Source organism: Glutamicibacter sp. 0426 (genome assembly GCF_001906485.1).
Taxonomy (GTDB): Bacteria; Actinomycetota; Actinomycetes; order Actinomycetales; family Micrococcaceae; genus Glutamicibacter; species Glutamicibacter nicotianae.
In genome coordinates this window covers 285,848-304,135 of the sequence record NZ_MPBI01000003.1, presented here as the reverse complement: position 1 = coordinate 304,135, position 18,288 = coordinate 285,848, and the positions used below count along the sequence as shown (strand labels likewise).

Genomic DNA, 18,288 nt, shown 5'->3' with positions numbered 1-18,288 from the left:
CACTACATCCGGAAGAGGCCGAAGCTGGTCTCCGGCAGTGGCTGGCGGGCGCAGACCTCCAGGGCCAGGCCGAGCACCCGGCGGGTATCGGCCGGGTCGATGACCCCGTCGTCCCATAGCCTGGCGGTGGAATAGTAGGGGTTGCCCTGGGTTTCGTATTGCTCGCGGATTGGCGCCTTGAACGCTTCCTCTTCCTCATCGCTCCAGCTGCCGCCGGCCGCCTCGATCCCGTCGCGCTTGACCGTGGACAACACGGATGAAGCCTGGGCCCCGCCCATCACCGAGATCCGCGCGTTCGGCCACATCCACAGGAATCGCGGGGAGTAGGCCCGGCCGCACATCGAGTAGTTGCCGGCGCCGAAGGAGCCGCCGATGATCACGGTCAGCTTGGGAACCCGGGCGGTGGCCACCGCGGTGACCATCTTCGCCCCGTGCTTGGCAATGCCATCGGCCTCGTAGTCGCGGCCCACCATGAACCCCGCGAGGTTCTGCAGGAAGAGCAACGGGATGCCGCGCTGGTCGCACAGCTCGATGAAGTGCGCGCCCTTCATCGCGGATTCCGAGAACAGCACGCCGTTATTGGCGATGATGCCCACCTGGTGCCCGTGGATGTGCGCGAAGCCGGTGACCAGGGTGGTGCCGTATTCGGCCTTGAACTCGTGGAACTTGCTGGAATCGACGATGCGGGCGATGACCTCATGCACGTCGTAGGGCGCGTTGACATCCACCGGCACCACGCCGGTCAGTTCACTGCCCGGGTACAGCGGCTCGGCCACCTGCCCCTCGATGCCCCAGGCGGGGGCCGGGTTGGCCGGCAGGGTGGAGACGATATCGCGGATGATCATCAGCGCATGCTCGTCGTTCTCGGCCAGGTGGTCCACCACCCCGGAGGTCTTGGCATGCAGGTCGCCGCCGCCCAATTCCTCGGCCGTGACGATTTCCCCGATGGCAGCCTTCACCAGCGGCGGGCCGCCGAGGAAGATCGTGCCCTGGTTGCGCACGATCACCGTCTCGTCGCTCATCGCCGGCACGTATGCGCCGCCGGCAGTGCAGGAGCCGAGCACCGCTGCCAACTGCGGGATCTTGGCCGCCGAAAGCTGCGCCTGGTTGTAGAAGATGCGCCCGAAGTGCTCGCGGTCGGGGAACACCTCGTCCTGCATCGGCAGGAACGCTCCGCCCGAATCCACCAGGTAGATGCACGGCAGGTTGTTCTCCAACGCGATTTCCTGGGCGCGCAGGTGCTTCTTGACGGTCATCGGGAAGTAGGTGCCGCCCTTGACTGTGGCGTCATTGGCGATGACCAGCACGTGCCGCCCATGCACCAGGCCGATGCCGGCAATTACTCCGGCGCCGGGGCTCGCGCCGTCGTACATGCCCTCGGCGGCCAGCGGGGCGATTTCCAGGAACGGCGAGCCGTCATCCAGCAGCGCGTCCACCCGCTCGCGGGGCAGCAGCTTGCCGCGATCCACATGCCGCTGCCGGGATTTATCGGAGCCGCCACGGGCGGCGCGTTCCAGCCGTTCGTGCAGTTCGGCCAGCAGCGGCGCCTGGTCGGCGGCATTGCGCTGGAACTGCTCGGGGTTCAGTTGGGAGGAAAGGGTCTTCACGAAGTCAGTCCTTGCTGGTCGGTTCGCTGGCGATTACCTGGGGTACGGGCAGCTGCTGCGGTGGCAGCGGGAATTCGACGGGCACCGCGAGGATGCGCATGGCCAGGGAGATGAAGTTCAGCTGCACCTCGGCCAGCGAGAGCCGGCCGTCCTTGCGATACCAGTGCGAAACGCCGGTGCCCATTTCCATCAGGGCCAGGCGGGCAATGCCCAAATCCACGGTGTTGAAACTGCCTTGGCGCTCGCCGGCCTGCAGCGCGTCGGCGAAGAGCTGCTCGTAGGCATCGCGCAGCGCCTGCATCTGCTCGCGGCCGGCGGGCGACAGCGCGCGCATCTCGTATTCGGTGACGCGTGCGGTGCTGGGGTTGGTGGCGGTGAATCCGACATGGAAGGCGACGAGCAAAGCAAGCTGGCGCACCGGATCTGCGCTGCCATCCAGCGCCTGCTTGGCGCCGGAGATCATGGCGGTCAGGCAGTCGTTCATGATGCCCAGCAACAGGTCTTCCTTGCCGCCGACATAGTGGTAGAGGGTGGCCGAGTTCAGCCCCACCGCGCTGCCCAGTTCGCGGATGCCCGTGGCGGCGAAGCCGCGCTGGGCAAAGCAGGCTACGGCTGCTTGCTGGACCTTTCCCAGTTCCATGGACACCACCTTGTGACTCAAAAGCCAATCAATCGATTGACAGTCCCCATCCAACCGAAGAACGGCTGTGGTGTCAATCACAGCCTCCTGTTGCCGGCATATTAAATCTCGCCGAAATATGACGCCTGCTATTCATGAATCAAATGCATAACAATAGACTGCTTGATGTTATTTACTGACAAGCTATAGATAATCCGGCTTTTCAGCTCATCAGACGCCACAGGAAGGCATGATGCCGCAACCCGAATCAGCAACCCCCAAATGCAACGATGCAACCTCGACCGGCCCTTCGCGCCGCGGTCTGCTCGCCGGCGCTTCCGGGTTCCTTGCCCTGGCCGGACTGGCAGCCTGCGCTTCGCCGCAAGCCCCCGACGCGGATCGCGCGCATCTGGCCGAACCGCCGCAGACCCCCGACGAAGTGCTGCAGGTGCTGCGCGCCGGAAACCGGCGCTATTGCGCCGGCACGCCGGAGCACCCCAATCAGGCACTTGACCGGCGCAGCGATCAAGCCGAGCACCAGAGCCCCTTCGCATTGATTCACGGCTGCGTGGATTCCCGCGTCACCCCCGAGCTCCTGTTCGACCAGGGGATTGGAGACCTGTTCGTCACCCGGACAGCCGGTGCCGTGCTCGATGACACCTTGGTGGGCAGCATGGAATTCGCTGTCTCCAGTCCGTATTCGGTACCGCTGCTGGTGATCCTCGGGCACACCGCCTGCGGCGCGGTGACGGGCACGCTGAAGGCGATGGAGAAAGATGCCGGGAACCCGCAGTTGCCCGGGGAAATGGAAGACTTCGCAGCACAGATTGCACCCGTAGCCCGCACAGCAGGAGTCGAGGGATCGGGACGCGAAGCGGTGGACACGGTGGTGCAGGCCAATGCCCGAGCCGTGGTTGAGCAGCTGCTCGAGCGCTCTGCCATCATCCGCAAGGCGGTGGAAGAACAGCGGACCCGGGTGGTGCCGGCGGTCTACGACCTGGAGACCGGAGAGGTGAGCTGGCTGGAGGGCTGACCATCCGGAGAAACCCAACTCCCGGGCTTATCGGCACGGTGCCGCCATGCAGCCGCAGCGGCACTGGTACTCTCGACGCTGGATGCCATTGCAGCATTCGCCAGTGACCAGTCCGCAGCCAGCTGCGGTGAAAGGCCCCATGACAGCCACCGAATCCAGTGCCAACTCCCGCGCCCGTGCAGCAGTCGCTGCCCTGTTCCTCACCAATGGAGCGCTTTTTGCCAATATGGCGCCGCGTCTTCCCGAGTTGAAGCGGGATCTGGGATTGGACACCGCAAGCTACGGCTTGCTGGTTACGGCGTGGCCCATCGGGGCGATCCTTGCCGGGTTGGCCGCCGGTGCGCTGGTGCGCCGATTCGGTTCCGCGCAAGTTGCCGTCTTCGGAACCATGGCTACCGGTGCGGCATTGCTTGCCGCCGGCAGCGCCCCGGGGGTGCTCTGGGTGGTGCTGGCTTTCGCAGTGGGCGGTGCAATGGACTCGATTACGGATGTCGGGCAGAACGCGCACGGCTTGGTGGTGCAACGTCGATATGGACGTTCGATCTTGAACTCCTTCCACGCCTTGTGGTCTGTCGGAGCGGTGCTTGGCGGCTTGATGGCCGCCGGGGCGATCCAGCTGAACCTGGCGCTGCCGGTGCATTTGGGCATATCGATGGGGCTGTTTGCAGTGGTGGCACTGATCGCATTGAAATTCTGCCTTCCCCGGTCTGCTGAACAGGCGGCCATCGAACCCGTTGCGCCGCCGGCTGCCGAGGCCATCCTGACCGCGCGCCCAGCAGGGTCCCGCGGCCGGCTGCTGCTGATGATGAGCGCCTTGGTCTTGATCTCCGTGGCTGGAGTGATGGTCGAGGATGCCGGAAATTCCTGGTCGACACTGTATCTGGGTGAGCTCGGGGCACCAGCGGCGCTGGCGGCCAGCGGGTTCATCGCCTTGGTTGGCGCCCAGTTCGTTGGCCGAATCCTCGGCGATGGGATGGTCAACCGCTTTGGCCAGCGCAGCATGGCCCAGTTCGGCGGCGCGCTGATAGCGCTCGGCATGGGCTTGGCTTTGCTGTTCCCCAGCGTGCCGGGCACCTTGCTGGGATTCGCGGCGGCTGGATTCGGCTCGGCAACTCTGGTCCCGGCGGTGATGGACCAAGCTGACAAGCTGCCAGGCCTGTCCCCGGGAACTGGCCTGAGCATTGTCTCCTGGCTCATGCGATTGGGCTTCTTGCTCTCGCCGCCACTGGTCGGATTCCTTGCCGAAAACATCGGGTTGCGGCTGGCCCTGCTGGTGTTTCCAATCGCGGGTCTGGTGGTGCTGATTTGCTCGCCGGTGCTGCGCGGAAAACCCCCGCGAACTGAACGTCTGTGAAGTAGCCTTGCGTCGGCGTTCTTGCATCCTGTGCTTCCAACTGGATGCGATGTCAATGTTCCGGGCCCGGTGCTTATCTGGTGGTGCCGCAGAAATTGCCGTTGACGGAACATGAAGGGGTGATGAGTATAGCGAAGTATAGAAGACTATAGATATGTTCTATACATAGCTGTACTTCTCTATACTTTGAGGCAGATGAATTTGGACGCTGCATTGAAACCCTAATCATCCGGGTGCGGGAGTGACGCCGATGGTACTAGGAAACTTGATGATTCCGCCGCGCGTGAATCACTGGTAGGATCCGCCCAAGATGGGGCCGAGATTTACGGAAGCTGCTCTTGACCAGCTGACAGTCGAAGAGGGAAATTACCCGTACTTCCTCCAAGCGTTCGTGAGCGCTATTTGGACTGTGGCAACTGCGTCTCCCTTCACGGCTGAGAACGCTCATGCAGCTAAAGTCTTGGGTCGCGCACAGCTGGATTCTGGGTTCTTTCCCGCCCGTTGGGAACGGGCGACACCTGCCGAACGCGAGTATCTACGAGCCATGGCTATGGACGGCGACGAAGGAACACGCAGTGCAGCCATCGCCCAAGTGCTTGGCAAGACGGCGCAGGGCTTGGCACCCGTGTGTGCATCCTTGATCGCCGAAGGCACTATCTATTCGCCGCAACATGGCTGGGTGGCATTCACCGCTCCGGGCATGTCAAGTTTCATCGAGCGGCAACGCCAGCTACTGGAAGAATAATTTCCCCGTCCATCAGTTGAGCCTGCCCGCTGGACTGAACGCGGTTCCCTAGACCGGATTGGTAGGAACGAACGGCCTAGAACAGCAATAGTCGCGGACGGCACGATTGCCTCAAACGGAGTGCACACGACCAGATGGCATTGGGAAATGGGAACGGGCGGGATCCTTGTGGATCCCGCCCGTATTCCTCTGCCGCGAGGCCTACATGATGCCTGTGGGAACCAGAAGTGCCCAAGACAGCGCGGGTGCAAGCAGCACGACGGCCCCCGCGTAGATCATCAACTGCTTGTAGACCAGCTGGCGGTCCGTTTCCTTCACGTTCGCCACCACCAGAGCGCCCGCAGTGGAGAACGGGGATACATCGACCACGGTTGCCGCGATGGCGATGGCCGCCACGGTGCCGGAGGCGCTCAGCGAGCTGACTGCCAGCAGCGGCCCGGCCAGCGGGATGAAGGCCGCCAGCAGCGCGGTGGAGGACGCGAAGGCCGAACCAACGCCGATCACGTAGCACAGCACCAACGCGATCAGGATCGGCGCACCCAGCGCCAGCGCCTTGTGGGCCAGGGTATCGATGACGCCCACATGCGTGAGCAACGAAACGTAGGTGATCATGCCCGACACGAGCAGCACGGTCGACCAGGAGATCCCGGCAACGAACTTGTGCTGCTCCTTGATGTTCAGCAGCGCCAGCAGCAAGCCCGCGGTGAGGGCGACAAAGCCGATCGGCAACCCGAAGCCCAGAGCGCAAACCAGCATGGCCCCGATGAGCACCAGGGTGTAGATCTGCTGGCCGCGGGGGCGGGTGCTGCGCGAATCATCCAGCTCGGTATGCGAGACACCATCGCCGGCACGCAGCTTGCCCATGAGTGCGAAGGCGATCACCGTCAGGATCGAGAGGACCAGGTTGATTGCGAAGCTGGCGGCAAACAGGGCGTTGGCCGAAACCGGGAAACCATTTTCCATCGCAATGTCATGGACCAGGACGCCGGACACCGACAGCGGCGAGAATCCGCCGGCATGAGCGCCATTGATGATGAAAGCGCCCATCAGCAGCGGGTGGATGCGCGACTCGTAGGCAAAGCCGATGGCAGCCGGGGCCAGCAGCGCAACCGCTGCCGGAGAGAACGTGCCCAGCGAAGTCAGCGCGGCGGCCACGAGGAAGAAGACCCAGGGCAGCAGCATGGTCCTGCCACGCACCATGCGTACGCAGTTCTGCACGATGACGTTGATGGTTCCGTTGTGCTGAGCCATGCTGAAGAAGTAGGTCACGCCGATGATGGTCAGCACGATGCTGGCCGGGAAATCCGCCAGGATCTCCTTGTCGCTCATGCCGAGCATGAAATAGCCGACGCCAAAGGCGGCCACCAGTCCCATGACGCCGATATTCACCGGCCACTTGGTGGCAACGATGAACATGATCACCAGGACCACCAGCGGGATGATCTGATCTGCGGTCATCGCATTCTGGGAGTCGGGCGCAGGGGGAGAGCCCAACAGCGCGGGCCCGGCCAGCAGTGCGGCAACCACCGCAACGGCGAGCACTGCGACCGCGATCAGCAGGTTGCGTCGTTTGCGTTGGTTGGCCCGTCGTGGGTCTACGGTCTGCACATCGATGTCGCCCGGTTCGGCTTGCGGCGCGGCTTCGGTCAAAGTCTTAGTCATGGGGCTCTCCTCAGCGACTCGCGGTTGCTAGCTCGGCCCCGGCGACGTTGCCCAGGGACTCGGGGAGGTGGATGGTGGAGGTCGCGATGGATCGGGCAGTGCGTTCCACGCCGATGGTCATCGAGCCATCGCGTTCTTCGTACCAGGTCTCGATGATGCCAGCCGGGGTACGCAGGCGCAGCGTCGCACGAGGTTCGCCAGGCACGATGCTGCTGAGCACGGTCCCCGGTGTGCGGGCACCTAGGGTCAAGGCGATGCTTCCGGTAATTGCCAGTGCTGGATGGGGTTTGCCCATCGAGAGCATCATGGCATTGGCATCGTTGCCGGAGCCTTCTTCCGGCGCTGCCACGATCGCCAGCTTCGGGATGGCACGCGCGGCCTGGCCAAGGGTGGCGGCCAGCCCCATGCGTACTGCGGCTTCGCGGCGCACCTCATCCAAGGTGCCCAGTTGCAGCTCGACAGCGGCCATCCACGAGTCGTAGTTTCCGGTATTCAATCCTAGGTCCTCGGCGCGGACGACGACGACCGGTGCACCGGCATCGATCATGGATACGGTCCAGTTGCGGCCGTCGATGCGCAAGGTGTCCGTGGGGTTCGATGTGGGCAGCAGGCTGCCGGTGGTCTTGCCTGCAGGGTCGCGGAAGCCAAGCCCAACCTTGTAGCCAGGCCGCACGACGCCGGGCATCTGGGCTTGCGGGACAATCGGCAAGGCCCCGTCGGGAGTATCTACGCGCTGGATGATGATCTGGCCGGTATTGGTATTGCGGGTGATGATCCGGGTGACGTCTGCTTCCGGGGCGACCCAGCCGTGCTCGATGGCGTACAGTCCCACCACTGCCGAGCAGTTGCCGCAGTTGCTGCCCCAGTCGACGGTGGCTTCCTCGATCCCGACTTGGGCGAAGGTGTACTCCACGTCGATCCCTGCATCGGTGGACGGGCGGAGGATCACGGCCTTGCTGGTCGTGGAAGTGGCTCCGCCCACGCCATCAATCTGCCGTGGATCCGGGCTTCCATAGAGCCGGGGCAGCAGTTCGTCGAGGCTGATCGCCGTTTGCTCCAAATGCTCGGATTCGAAGACCCAGCATTTGCTGGTGCCTCCGCGCATCCATTCGGCTTGTATGTTCATCATCATTCCTACATCTCGTTGTGCCGCGCGTTTTGCTCCCGGTCACTCGGTCCGGATATATGGTGATCCGGCTATCAGTGAACGTTAATCTGGATCACAAATGAAGTCCACGTACATGGAATGAAATGGATTGTAGAATTACTTAATTTACTTCAAATAAGGCAGTCCGGAAGGGGAGGAAGTTAGTGATGGGAGGCACACGTGTTAGCGGCCATGGATTATCCGACCAGAGAATTCAGCAATTTAACCAAAAATGCAGTTTATTGAAGTGATGCTTATGGCACGTTGATTTCACTGTCGCCTTAATCACGTATTCAGGCGTCATGCTTTGTGGCCATTTGCCTGCTCCTTGGCCTTGCATGGCCGCTGTCCGGGCCGCAAACGGTCAACCGCAGCAAATGGAATACGGCATTCGGAAATGCCCGGAAAACGAACGTCTACTCTTGAAGCATGGAAGATGCGCTGAAGAAGATCAGCTGGCCGGTACGCACTGAACGACTGAGTTTGCGCCGGGTGAATTCGGCTGATGTGGAATCCCTATGGCGCTACCGTCAGCTTGCAGAAGTTACCGAGTGGATCACCGCTGGCCCGGAAAATCTGGAAGATTTCCGCGCCATGTTCTTCGCCAAGGACTACCCGCTGAAGAATCTGGCAGTGGAACTGGACAGCGGCCGGGGGAGCGAGCTGATTGGGACGGTCATGCTGAACATCGTGGATGGCTGGGGCCAGAGCGAAATTGCGCAGCGTGCCAAGGGGGTTGAAGGCAACCTCGGCTGGAGCTTCGACCCGGCTTACGGCGGGAAAGGCTACGCCACCGAAGCCGTCCACGCTGCCATTGGATTATGCTTCGGCCCTCTGGGTCTGCATCGGGTCACTGCCGAATGCTTTGCCGCCAACGAGCCATCGTGGAGATTGATGGAGCGTTTGGGGATGCGCAAAGAATTCCATGGCCGCAAGGACAGCCTTCACCGCAGCGGGGAATGGATGGATTCCATGGGTTATGCGCTGCTGTCCGAGGAGTGGGTGGACTAGTCCTACTGCCAAAGGATGGGGCCGCATCCTTGATTGCCTGTGTGCTTTTTGGGAAGCTGGAAGACAAAACGGCATTCCAGCGAGAAGGCGGTCCCGTGGGAAAGCCAATGCGCACCAGTATTCTTTTGGCGCTGGCAGCAGCCTCAATGCTGCTGATGACGCTGCTGGAGGATTCCCTTTGGGGGCTGCTTGCCGGTTGCTGGGCACTGATGTTCTGGGGTTGGACTGGCCTGAAGCCCCAGGAAGTCACCGGCGACGCTTCGGGTCTGTCGGCTCAGGACATCAAGGACTATCGCGTTGAGCACCCGGGTGCAACAATCGTCGATGCGGTAAATGCGCTGGGGAAGCCAAAGGCTTAGTCGAAAATGCTGGGGCATAAGGTGCACAGTTGCAGCAAGACCCCATGACCAGCGGCGGTCATGGGGTCTTGCTGTGCACATGGGGTCTTGCTGTGCAGAAGTTGCGCGGGCTCAGTAGTACACCGCCAGCGGGCCATTGGGGCCCGGAACGACGTTGACTGGGGTCTCGAAAACTTCGCTGAGGATTTCGTCCTGCATGATCTGCGCTGGGGTGCCGAAGTGCACCACCTTGCCCTGCTTCATGGCGCAGATGTAGTCCGCATAATGCCCGGCGAAATTGATGTCGTGCAGCACGATCACGATGGTGCGGTTCAGCTCGCGGGCGGCACGGTGCAGGTGCTGCATCATCACCACGGAGTGCTTCATGTCCAGGTTGTTCAGCGGCTCATCGAGCAGCACCGTATCGGTGTCCTGGGCCAGGACCATGGCCACATAAGCGCGCTGGCGCTGGCCGCCGGAGAGCTCATCGAGGTAGCGGGCTTCCAGTTCGCCCAGATCCAGGAAGTCGATGGAGCGCGAGATGATCTCTTCATCGGCCTGGGTTAGCCGGCCCTTGGAGTGCGGGTAGCGGCCGAAGCCCACCAGCTGGCGCACGGTCAGGCGGGTGACGAAGTGGTTCTCTTGTCGCAGGATCGAGACGATCTTGGCCAGGTCCTTGGAATTGGTCTTGGACACGTCGTAGCCGGAGACCTCGATGGAGCCCTGGTCGATGCCCAGCAGGCGCCCGACCATGGTGAGCATGGTGGACTTGCCAGCTCCATTCGGGCCAACCAGCGCGGTGATCCCGCCGGTGGGGATTTCCAAGCTGACCGGGCCGATGGAGACCGTGGAGCTGTACTGCTTGCTGACGGAATTGAGGGTAATCACAGCCGGCCCTTTCGCAGGATGAAGATTAAGAAGGTAATGCCGCCGACGGCTTCGATGATGATGCCAACCACGCCTTCGGCGTAGAAGACGTTCTTCATGATGAAGTAGGCGCCGGCCAGGACCACGAAGCCGATGAGGAATGACATCGGGTAGATGAAGCGGTGGTCATAGGTGTCGGCCAGCTGGTACGCCAAGGTGGCCACCAGGAAGCCGAGGAAGGTCAGCGGGCCAACCAGCGCGGTAGTGACGGCCATGAGGATGGAGATGAAGAACAGGCTCTTCATGACTTCGCGGCGGTGGTTGATGCCCAGGTTGATGGTGGTTTCCTTGCCCAGGGCGAGGATGTTCATCTTCTTGGAGGACAGCACCAGGTAGCCGCCGGCGATCAGCACCAGCGGGATGGCCACCGGCATGTAGCTCATGTCGGCGTTGGCCATCGAGCCGAACAGGCGTGCGGTGAGCACGTCGAATTCGCTCGGGGTCAGCAGGCGCTGCATGAACGTGGCGATGGAACCCAGCCCGGTGCCGATGATGATGCCCACCAGCAGCATGATCTGGATGTTGCCCAGCTTGCCGGACAGCAGCCAGCCGTACAGCGCCACCGACAGGCCCACCATGATCGCCACTTGCAACACGAACTGGCTGACCCCGGTAAAGAAGGTCACGCCGGCCACGCCCAGCACGAAGACCGCGCCGGTCTGCACCACGCGGTACAAGGCTTCGAAGCCCATGATCGATGGGGTGATGATGCGGTTGTTGGTGACCGTCTGGAAGGCGACGGTGGCGATGGCCTGGCAGGCCGCCACGATCACCATGGTCAGGATGTTGCTGGCGCGCAGCTTGGCGATGATCCAGAAGCCGTCGGAGCCGAACGGCATGGGGTTGTCCCATGCCAGCAGGCCGATGCCGAAGAACAGGGCCAGCCCGATCATGATGGACAGGGTGATCCAGTAGCGCTTGCGGACCTGCTTGGTGGGAAGCGGTCCTGCGCTGCGGCCGGCGTGATGGGTGCCCAAGGCGGGGTGAGTCATGAGATTAGCCAATTTTCCGCTGCCTCAGGAGCAGGAAGATGAAAACGACGGCGCCGAGCACGCCCAGGATCAGCGAGACCGGAACCTCGAACGGCATGATGATGGTGCGGCCTACAAGATCGCAGATCGTGGTGATCGCGATGCCCAGCAGGCAGACCCAGGGCAGGTTGCTGCGCAGGTCGTCGCCGCGGACCATCGAGACGATATTCGGCACGATCAACCCGAGGAATGGCAGATTGCCAATCACCACGGTGACCACGCCGGTGGCGACCGCGATCAGCGCGGTGCCCAGCAGCATCACCTGGCGGTAGTTCAGGCCCACGTTGGTGGCGATTTCCTCGCCCAATCCGGCCACGGTGAAACGGTCGGCAACGATGTAGATGGCTACTGCCACGATGGCCACGATCCACAGCACCTCGTACTGCCCGCGGATCACCGAGGTGAAGGAGCCGGCCAGCCAGATGCCCATGGACTGCAGCTTGTCGGTGGACAGGGCGAAGAAGGTGGAGAAGGCGCCGACCACGGAGCCTAGCATGATGCCCACGATCGGCACGGTCAGCGAGGCCTTGAGCGAAACTCGCTGCAGGAACAGGAAGAAGATCATGGTGCCGATGAAGGCGAAGGCAATCGCCACGCTCATCTTGGCCAGCAAGGTGGCGGTGGGGAAGAAGACCAGCATGGTCAGCAGGCCCAGTCCGGCCCATTCGGTGGTGCCGGTGGTGGTCGGCTCCACGAAGCGGTTCTGGGTCAGCAGCTGCATGACCAATCCGCTCATGGCCATGGCGGCACCGGCGAGCACCAGTGCGATGGTGCGCGGAATGCGGGTGACGGCGAACATCATCGCGCCGTCGTCCTTGCCGAAGATGTCGTAGACGCCGGTGAACAGGGAGAACGCCAGCAGCACGAGCACCGCGAGGATGCCCAGTGCGAGTTTGCCGGTGAGGACCTTGCTCTTGGTCCGGGCCGGGAGGGTCGTGCTTGTCATAATGCCGCCGTGGAAATATGTGGTGGGAATACAGCTTTAGTGGCGAAGCCGGAATCCGGCTTCGCCACTAGAGGCCAGGGGAGTTCAAGACGCTTACTTGGCAGCTTCCAGGGCGTCAGCGAAATCATTCAGGAACTCGGTGTAGGTCTGGATGCTCTCGTTGGTGTAGGTGTCAGCCGGCATCACGATAACCTGGGCTTCCTTGGCGGCGGTGACGTTCTGCAACGCTTCGGAGTTCTCCAGCAGTTCCTTGGCAGGCTGGTAGTCTGCACCATCAGCGGCAACAGCTGCGTCGCGGTCCATGACGATGATCCAGTCAGGGTTCGACTTGGCGATGGCCTCGACCGAAACGTCGTCGCCCTCGTGGTCGGTGGAGGACTCTTCGAGCTCCAGCGCCGGGGTCAGGCCCAGGAAGTCGAACATCGGGCCGACGGTGCGGCCGGTGGTCGGAGCCGAGTAGCCCAGCTCGCCGCCCGAGGCGATCAAGCCCATGACGGTCTCGTCCTTGTTGTAGGCATCGGTTACGCGCTTCTCGGCGGCCTGGAATTCCTCAACGAGCTTCTTGGCCTCGGCCTGCTTGCCGAAGATTTCGCCCAGGGTGGTGACCTGGCGTTCCAGCTCGGTGTTGAATGGCTCGCCTTCGCGTGGGTCGAGGGAAACGATGGTGGCTTCTGGTGCCAGTTCCTTGAACTTCTCGGCGTGCTGGGTGTAGCGCTGGCCGTTGATGATCAGGTCAGGGTCGACGGTGACTACCGATTCCAGGTTGGGTTCCTTATGGCTTCCCAAATCCAGGATCTTCTCGTCCTTGGTGTAGGAGATGGTGTCCGGCATCAGGGACACGGCGCCTGCGGTGAGCTCGATGCCCCAGGAATCAAGGGTCTCGAAGGTGCGGTTGTCGGTTGCAACGACGGACTTGGCGGGAACCGGGATGGTCTTCTCGCCTTCGTTGTCGGTGATGGTGACAGTCTTGGCGTCGCCGGCCTTGGCCTCGGCAGCGGTATCGGTTGCGGATCCGCAAGCGGTCAGGGACAGTGCGGCGATGCTCAGCAGTGCGGCAGCGCGAAGCTTCATGGAGGACATGTATTCCTTCTTCGAACAGCAACCGACGTTGGTTGCGCTATTAAGTGATCTGTCACTTAGCTTAGCCTTATCTGATCTAATTAAGCTAAGTCGCCCTTATGTTAGCCCGGTCACTTTAAAGCGCTGTTTAGCAAGGTTGATCGACGTGAAACTTGGCGTTTGCTGAGCCTAACCCCAGTTGACTGGGAGATTTCCGAGAAAAATAAAAACCATCAGCCTTGTTTAATTAGTCCATATTGCTTCGGCGGCCGCGTCAGGGAACGTCATGAATTGCACCGGTAACGATTTCCATGACGGAATAAAGGGCATTATTGCCTAATCTTTCCCGCCGCGTATCAGGCGGCCGGGTAGGTAATCCTCAGCTGCGGGCCAATCACGGCGCCAGGGCTCAGCTCAGCGGCCTTGGCCTCGGGTCCATCAATGATATGGAGGACTTCGGCGCCGCGGGCCAAGAGGTAATCGGCAATGATTCGGCGGTGGCAACGCCACCACACCGCTTCGGCGCACATGATCGCAATCTTCTGGCCGACGGCCCGCTCCTGGAGCTGCTGGATTGCGTGGAGGAAATCATCGCCGAGTGCGTGGTCGGCGTAATTATGGAAGCTGCGGTTCCTCCACCACGCGTTGACCTCGAAATCGACGCTCTGGCTCACCGGGCGCCTGCCGGCTAGAGCCTCCTCGCGATGCAGGCCGATTCCTGCCGCTTTCAACGAGGCTTGCAAGGCATCGGAGTTGAACTGCGGGAACTTGCGGGATCCGTCCAGCTTGCGAACGTCCACCACCTGCATGATTCCGTGCTGCATCAGCAGAGCGAGGAAATCCTCAATGGATCTTGTTGAGTGTCCAATGGTGAAAATCCTGGCGGGCAAAGTGCTGGCTCCCTGGAAGAGGATAGGAAACGGGCTAGTGCTGTTCGTGCTTGGCGGAGCTGAGCACCAGCTGTAGCAGCTCCTGGACCTCGGCAGCGCGGGACTGCCAGTAACCGGTATCGAGCCCGAAACCGAGGGACGCTTCATCGGCACGTTTCTTGAAGTAGTCCCGATGGTCTTCAAGGGCATTGGCCAAATCTGCGAACTGGTCGTTGCTGAGTTCCAAATTCAGGGTTTTATGCTTCATGAGCTTCATCCTCGGTTGAGTGCGAATGCTATAAAGCAGAGAATACGCCGATTGCCAGCAAGAATGCTGTCAATTGAGCTGCCACTCAGGAAGAGGTCGGCGGCGCGAGTAAAGGGAATAGGCTCAAGGCAGGCCTCGTTGTGCCAGATACGAGCATCAATCAGAAGGAGCAATTCATGGCTGAAGGAAATCGAGTAGTACTCATTGGCGGACATGGGAAGGTCGCCCTGCTGGCGGCTCCCAAGCTGGCTGATCGCGGCTACGCGGTCGATTCGCTGATCCGCAACCCCGAGCACGCCGCCGACATCAAGGCAGCAGGTGCCAAGCCGGTGGTCCTCGATATCGAGAGCGCCGAGGTGGACCAGCTGGCGGAAGCCTTCACCGGTGCCAGTGCCATTGTGTTCTCGGCGGGAGCCGGCGGCGGCAACGAGCAGCGCACCCGCGCCGTGGATTACGAGGCGGCAGTGCGATCCATGAAGGCTGCCAAGCAGGCCGGGGTGGACCGTTTCGTGATGGTCTCCTACAGCCGTGCGCTGGTCGACGTGGACAACCTGGACCCGTCCAACTCCTTCTACCCCTATGCCAAGGCCAAGCACGACGCGGATGCCTTCCTGCGCGGCACCGACCTGGACTACACGATCCTGGGCCCGGGCGCGCTGACTTTGGAGCCTGCAAGCAAGCATGTGGTGCTGGCCGACGAGGCGGGGAACCTCAAGGATTCGGACGCTGACGGCGAGGGGATGCAGACCTCCCGCGAGAATGTCGCGGAAGTGATCACCCATGTGGTGGCCAACAATGCGGCACGCCGGACCACGGTGAACTTCTACGACGGCAAGATGCCGATCGTCGAAGCGATCCTCTAGGGTGTGTGCGGGATAGAAGTCCGCGGCTTCCACTGAGTGGATGCCCGGGCTTCTGCCCGCGGGCAACCGGTGGGATCATGTGACCATGATCCGCAGCGACGGGTCCCTGCTGAAAACCTACAACGAAGAGCGCCAGGACGTAGCGCAGAAGCTCATCGACTACGACAAGGAATGGTCGGCGATGATGTCGCGCAGCCCGGAGGAAATGGAGGGCCCGCACGAGATCGTCGACTTCTTCGTGAATACCGCCAACTTCCCGGGCGGCTTCGACACCAGATACGAGCAGTCCTCGCTGACCGGCGGCACCGAGCACCAGCAGCTGGCCGAAGGCTTCCCGGTGGGCATGCGCTTCAAGTCCGCGCAGGTCTCCCGCGTGTGCGATACCACCACGGTGCACCTGGGGCACCACTTCCGTGCCAATGGGCGCTGGCGGCTCTACGCCTTTGCCGACGAATCGGGGCAGGAGGTTGCCGCGCTCGCCGACTGGCTGGAGCATTCCGCCGATTCGCCAATCACCGCGTACACCGCTGAGGGCCAAGATATCGACAGCGTTTTCGATGCCAAGGTGATCTACCAGCAGGATTGCCACGACGTGGACATCAATAAGGTGCCGCGGCTGTTCCTCCCGAAGGTGGGCCAGGCACAGATCATGGACTGGGAAAAGGTCTACACGGCGATCGGGCACCAGGACATCTTCACCGAGCGCGGGATCGACCGGGCAGGCGCCCTGGTCGTCGTCCGCCAGGACATGTATGTAGCCCAGGTGCTGCCGCTGGCTGCCCGTGCGGAACTGGCCGAGTTCTTCGCGCAGAACATGGCTTTGCCGAAGGTTCCTGAATTCTCCTGACCCTTTGCCAGCAGCAAGTTGCCCCGGAGCCCTAGGCTCCGGGACAACCTGCTGTCCAGAACATGTCGGAACCTCTTGGCGGCGTGACGGCTGCATGACAAAACATGACCGCGGTACGGCTAGCGCGGCCGCCGAAAATGACTTTGCGGAGCCAGTTGTTTCGCACCATGACTCTTTTTTTCAAGCGCTTCGGCAACACAGGAATCGGAATCTAGGGTGGGAACATTCTCGCAATCGTTCTAGTGGAGTGCTCCGATGGCCCAATTCCTCACTGCAGTTCCGACAGCCACTGCAACGGCTCCTGCCCAATCACTGCGCGGCAACCTCTCGGTGGCTTCCATCGTCTTCATTGTCGTCGCCGCGGCTTCGCCCCTGGGCGTGATTGGCGGTCCGGTGCCGCTGGGCATCGCCGGCGGAAACGGGGCCGGGTTCCCCTTCTCCTTCGTGATTGCCACGGTGGTCCTGCTGCTATTCTCGGTGGGCTTCACCCAGATGACGCGTTTTGTTCCCAACGCCGGCGCGTTCTATGCCTACATCGGTGCCGGGCTGGGCCGCGGTCTCGGACTCGGTGCTGCATTCGTCGCCTTGCTGGCTTACCTGGCCCTGGAAGCTGGCGTCTTCGGGCTCTTCGGCCCGGGCATGGGCGAGCTGGTGAAATCCTATGGCGGCCCGGATCTGCCGTGGTGGTTGTGGGCGGCTGCCTGCTTCGTGCTGGTTGCGGTGCTGGGCTACCGGAATATCGAGCTGTCAGGCAAGCTGCTGGCGGTGCTGCTGATTGCCGAGGTCGCGATCGTCGTGGTGCTGGATGCGGTGGTTATCTTTTCCGGCGGCGGACCGGAGGGCTTTTCCACCGGCATCGTGAGTCCGGCGGAAATTGTCTCCGGGGCGCCGGGCATCGGCATCCTGTTTGCGATCCTGTCATTCGTGGGCTTTGAGGCTACTGCGGTGTTCCGCGATGAGGCGAAGGATCCGGATCGCACCATCCCGCGAGCTACCTATATTTCACTGATCGCCATCGGGGCGTTCTACACGCTCTCCAGCTGGGTGCTGATCAGCGCCAACGGGGAAAGCACCATCGTGTCCAAGGCGGAGCAGAACGCCGGTACCCTCTTGCAGAGCACCACGGAAACCTACTTGGGAGCGGTCGGCGGGCATATCGTCCAGTTGCTGTTCGTCACCAGCCTGTTCGCCTGCATCCTGTCTTTCCACAATATTTCTTCGCGGTACTTCTTCCAGCTCGGTGCACGCAAGGTGCTGCCAGCGGCGTTGGGCCAGGCGCATCCGAAGCTCGGTTCCCCGGCCAAGGCCTCGGTTCTCGCCTCGACGGCAACTGGGGTGCTGATCTTGCTGGCCGTGCTGCTCAAGCTGGAACCGATCAACCAGTTCTACACCTGGCTAGGCGGTATCTCCTCGGTGGGCGTGGTCCTGCTGCTCGCCCTGACATCGGTGGCGGTACTGGCCTTCTTCGCAACGAAGCAACCCGGCGGTCCGGTGTGGCAACGGCGCATCGCCCCCTCGCTGGGGCTGGCCGGACTGCTCGGTTTCCTGGCGATCATCCTGTTGAATTTGCCCAGCTTGGTGGGGGAGGACGGCTACGGCCCATCCTCCTTCGGCGTGCTGTTCCTGCTCGTTGCCGCATTGGCAGTCGGCGTGGGGTTGTCGCGGCGCCAGAAGGTGCGGATCTAGCCTGCACGGAGCCGGTAATGCTTCTGGGTATCGTCCTCCCGGCGGTGAAGTAGCAGCATTGAGATCGCTTGGATCCGCGGAATCTCGCGGATCCAAGCGTTTGCATGTCCGGGCTTCGATTGTTGGTTCACAACGGTATTCGGTGCCTGGAGAGCAGGTGCATGGCCATCCCTGGATCGGTGGCCATCCAAATATTTGGCCAATTCATAGTGCTGGAGGCGTTTCGAGCCCAGGACTCGAATTGTGCGTTACCCGCCGAGACGACGGGCGGGCCGT

At 62.0% G+C, this 18,288-nt stretch carries 18 protein-coding genes; 8 read left to right on the top strand and 10 right to left on the bottom strand.

What is annotated here, in order from left to right:
- Nucleotides 1–2: 2 nt before the first annotated feature.
- A complete protein-coding gene (locus BKX98_RS09730) occupies nt 3–1,607 on the bottom strand; it encodes a carboxyl transferase domain-containing protein (protein ID WP_073707077.1) in 1,605 nt (534 codons plus the stop codon).
- A gap of 4 nt (nt 1,608–1,611) precedes the next feature.
- Entirely contained in the window at nt 1,612–2,247 is a 636-nt protein-coding gene (locus BKX98_RS09725; RefSeq protein WP_073707076.1) for a TetR/AcrR family transcriptional regulator, read from the bottom strand.
- 232 nt (nt 2,248–2,479) lie between these two features.
- On the opposite strand from BKX98_RS09725, the gene BKX98_RS09720 reads away from it, so the two are divergent.
- The 3 genes from BKX98_RS09720 (at nt 2,480) to BKX98_RS16840 (ending at nt 5,358) form a co-directional block, all read left to right on the top strand.
- Nucleotides 2,480–3,259: a carbonic anhydrase gene (locus tag BKX98_RS09720; protein WP_158024682.1), complete on the top strand. Its 780-nt coding sequence runs from the start codon at nt 2,480–2,482 to the stop codon at nt 3,257–3,259.
- A gap of 139 nt (nt 3,260–3,398) precedes the next feature.
- A complete protein-coding gene (locus BKX98_RS09715; RefSeq protein WP_073707255.1) occupies nt 3,399–4,613 on the top strand; it encodes an MFS transporter in 1,215 nt (404 codons plus the stop codon).
- 460 nt (nt 4,614–5,073) lie between these two features.
- Entirely contained in the window at nt 5,074–5,358 is a 285-nt protein-coding gene (locus tag BKX98_RS16840) for a hypothetical protein (RefSeq protein ID WP_158024681.1), read from the top strand.
- Nucleotides 5,359–5,559: 201 nt separating this feature from the next.
- Here BKX98_RS16840 and BKX98_RS09705 read toward each other — a convergent pair whose 3' ends face one another.
- Nucleotides 5,560–7,020 carry an SLC13 family permease gene (locus tag BKX98_RS09705; RefSeq protein ID WP_073707074.1) on the bottom strand — a complete coding sequence of 487 codons (1,461 nt, stop codon included), beginning with the start codon at nt 7,018–7,020 and terminating at the stop codon, nt 5,560–5,562.
- 10 nt (nt 7,021–7,030) lie between these two features.
- Nucleotides 7,031–8,146, bottom strand: a complete 1,116-nt coding sequence (locus BKX98_RS09700; protein WP_073707254.1) for a PrpF domain-containing protein — start codon at nt 8,144–8,146, stop codon at nt 7,031–7,033.
- A gap of 450 nt (nt 8,147–8,596) precedes the next feature.
- Between BKX98_RS09700 and BKX98_RS09695 the strand changes: the two genes are divergently transcribed.
- Nucleotides 8,597–9,178 carry a GNAT family N-acetyltransferase gene (locus BKX98_RS09695; protein WP_073707073.1) on the top strand — a complete coding sequence of 194 codons (582 nt, stop codon included), beginning with the start codon at nt 8,597–8,599 and terminating at the stop codon, nt 9,176–9,178.
- A 95-nt stretch (nt 9,179–9,273) separates the two neighbouring features.
- On the top strand, nt 9,274–9,537 hold the full coding sequence (locus tag BKX98_RS09690; RefSeq protein ID WP_143181086.1) for a hypothetical protein: 264 nt from the start codon (nt 9,274–9,276) through the stop codon (nt 9,535–9,537).
- Between the two features lie 111 nt (nt 9,538–9,648).
- Here BKX98_RS09690 and BKX98_RS09685 read toward each other — a convergent pair whose 3' ends face one another.
- The 6 genes from BKX98_RS09685 to BKX98_RS17260 all read right to left on the bottom strand — a co-directional run bounded on the left by BKX98_RS09685 (nt 9,649) and on the right by BKX98_RS17260 (nt 14,616).
- Nucleotides 9,649–10,404, bottom strand: coding sequence for an ABC transporter ATP-binding protein (locus tag BKX98_RS09685; RefSeq protein ID WP_073707071.1), 756 nt, complete (start codon nt 10,402–10,404; stop codon nt 9,649–9,651).
- The gene (locus tag BKX98_RS09680) at nt 10,401–11,435 is read right to left on the bottom strand and encodes an iron chelate uptake ABC transporter family permease subunit (protein ID WP_052253974.1); all 1,035 of its coding nucleotides are present in this window, start codon (nt 11,433–11,435) and stop codon (nt 10,401–10,403) included. Before BKX98_RS09680 ends, BKX98_RS09685 begins: the two co-directional genes overlap by 4 nt.
- A gap of 4 nt (nt 11,436–11,439) precedes the next feature.
- Entirely contained in the window at nt 11,440–12,420 is a 981-nt protein-coding gene (locus BKX98_RS09675; RefSeq protein WP_143181085.1) for an ABC transporter permease, read from the bottom strand.
- 93 nt (nt 12,421–12,513) lie between these two features.
- The gene (locus BKX98_RS09670) at nt 12,514–13,500 is read right to left on the bottom strand and encodes a siderophore ABC transporter substrate-binding protein (protein ID WP_073707070.1); all 987 of its coding nucleotides are present in this window, start codon (nt 13,498–13,500) and stop codon (nt 12,514–12,516) included.
- A gap of 335 nt (nt 13,501–13,835) precedes the next feature.
- Nucleotides 13,836–14,369 carry a DUF488 family protein gene (locus BKX98_RS09665; RefSeq protein ID WP_073707069.1) on the bottom strand — a complete coding sequence of 178 codons (534 nt, stop codon included), beginning with the start codon at nt 14,367–14,369 and terminating at the stop codon, nt 13,836–13,838.
- 34 nt (nt 14,370–14,403) lie between these two features.
- Entirely contained in the window at nt 14,404–14,616 is a 213-nt protein-coding gene (locus BKX98_RS17260) for a hypothetical protein (protein ID WP_038992925.1), read from the bottom strand.
- A 176-nt stretch (nt 14,617–14,792) separates the two neighbouring features.
- Here BKX98_RS17260 and BKX98_RS09655 point away from each other — a divergent pair, with 176 nt between their 5' ends.
- The 3 genes from BKX98_RS09655 (at nt 14,793) to BKX98_RS09645 (ending at nt 18,012) form a co-directional block, all read left to right on the top strand.
- On the top strand, nt 14,793–15,479 hold the full coding sequence (locus BKX98_RS09655; protein ID WP_066143451.1) for an SDR family oxidoreductase: 687 nt from the start codon (nt 14,793–14,795) through the stop codon (nt 15,477–15,479).
- Nucleotides 15,480–15,564: 85 nt separating this feature from the next.
- A complete protein-coding gene (locus tag BKX98_RS09650; RefSeq protein WP_158024680.1) occupies nt 15,565–16,326 on the top strand; it encodes a hypothetical protein in 762 nt (253 codons plus the stop codon).
- A gap of 255 nt (nt 16,327–16,581) precedes the next feature.
- Nucleotides 16,582–18,012, top strand: coding sequence for an APC family permease (locus BKX98_RS09645; RefSeq protein ID WP_073707067.1), 1,431 nt, complete (start codon nt 16,582–16,584; stop codon nt 18,010–18,012).
- Nucleotides 18,013–18,288 lie beyond the last annotated feature (276 nt).

Excerpts from the sequence above, each read along its gene's own strand:
- BKX98_RS09650 (WP_158024680.1), top strand. The coding sequence starts at position 15,565 with ATGATCCGCAGCGACGGGTCCCTGCTGAAAACCTACAACGAAGAGCGC.
- BKX98_RS09675 (WP_143181085.1), bottom strand. The coding sequence starts at position 12,420 with ATGACAAGCACGACCCTCCCGGCCCGGACCAAGAGCAAGGTCCTCACC.
- BKX98_RS09715 (WP_073707255.1), top strand. The coding sequence starts at position 3,399 with ATGACAGCCACCGAATCCAGTGCCAACTCCCGCGCCCGTGCAGCAGTC.
- BKX98_RS09720 (WP_158024682.1), top strand. The coding sequence starts at position 2,480 with ATGCCGCAACCCGAATCAGCAACCCCCAAATGCAACGATGCAACCTCG.
- BKX98_RS09705 (WP_073707074.1), bottom strand. The coding sequence starts at position 7,020 with ATGACTAAGACTTTGACCGAAGCCGCGCCGCAAGCCGAACCGGGCGAC.
- BKX98_RS09655 (WP_066143451.1), top strand. The coding sequence starts at position 14,793 with ATGGCTGAAGGAAATCGAGTAGTACTCATTGGCGGACATGGGAAGGTC.
- BKX98_RS17260 (WP_038992925.1), bottom strand. The coding sequence starts at position 14,616 with ATGAAGCATAAAACCCTGAATTTGGAACTCAGCAACGACCAGTTCGCA.
- BKX98_RS09695 (WP_073707073.1), top strand. The coding sequence starts at position 8,597 with ATGGAAGATGCGCTGAAGAAGATCAGCTGGCCGGTACGCACTGAACGA.
- BKX98_RS09680 (WP_052253974.1), bottom strand. The coding sequence starts at position 11,435 with ATGACTCACCCCGCCTTGGGCACCCATCACGCCGGCCGCAGCGCAGGA.
- BKX98_RS09645 (WP_073707067.1), top strand. The coding sequence starts at position 16,582 with ATGGCCCAATTCCTCACTGCAGTTCCGACAGCCACTGCAACGGCTCCT.
- BKX98_RS09725 (WP_073707076.1), bottom strand. The coding sequence starts at position 2,247 with ATGGAACTGGGAAAGGTCCAGCAAGCAGCCGTAGCCTGCTTTGCCCAG.
- BKX98_RS09670 (WP_073707070.1), bottom strand. The coding sequence starts at position 13,500 with ATGTCCTCCATGAAGCTTCGCGCTGCCGCACTGCTGAGCATCGCCGCA.
- BKX98_RS09700 (WP_073707254.1), bottom strand. The coding sequence starts at position 8,146 with ATGAACATACAAGCCGAATGGATGCGCGGAGGCACCAGCAAATGCTGG.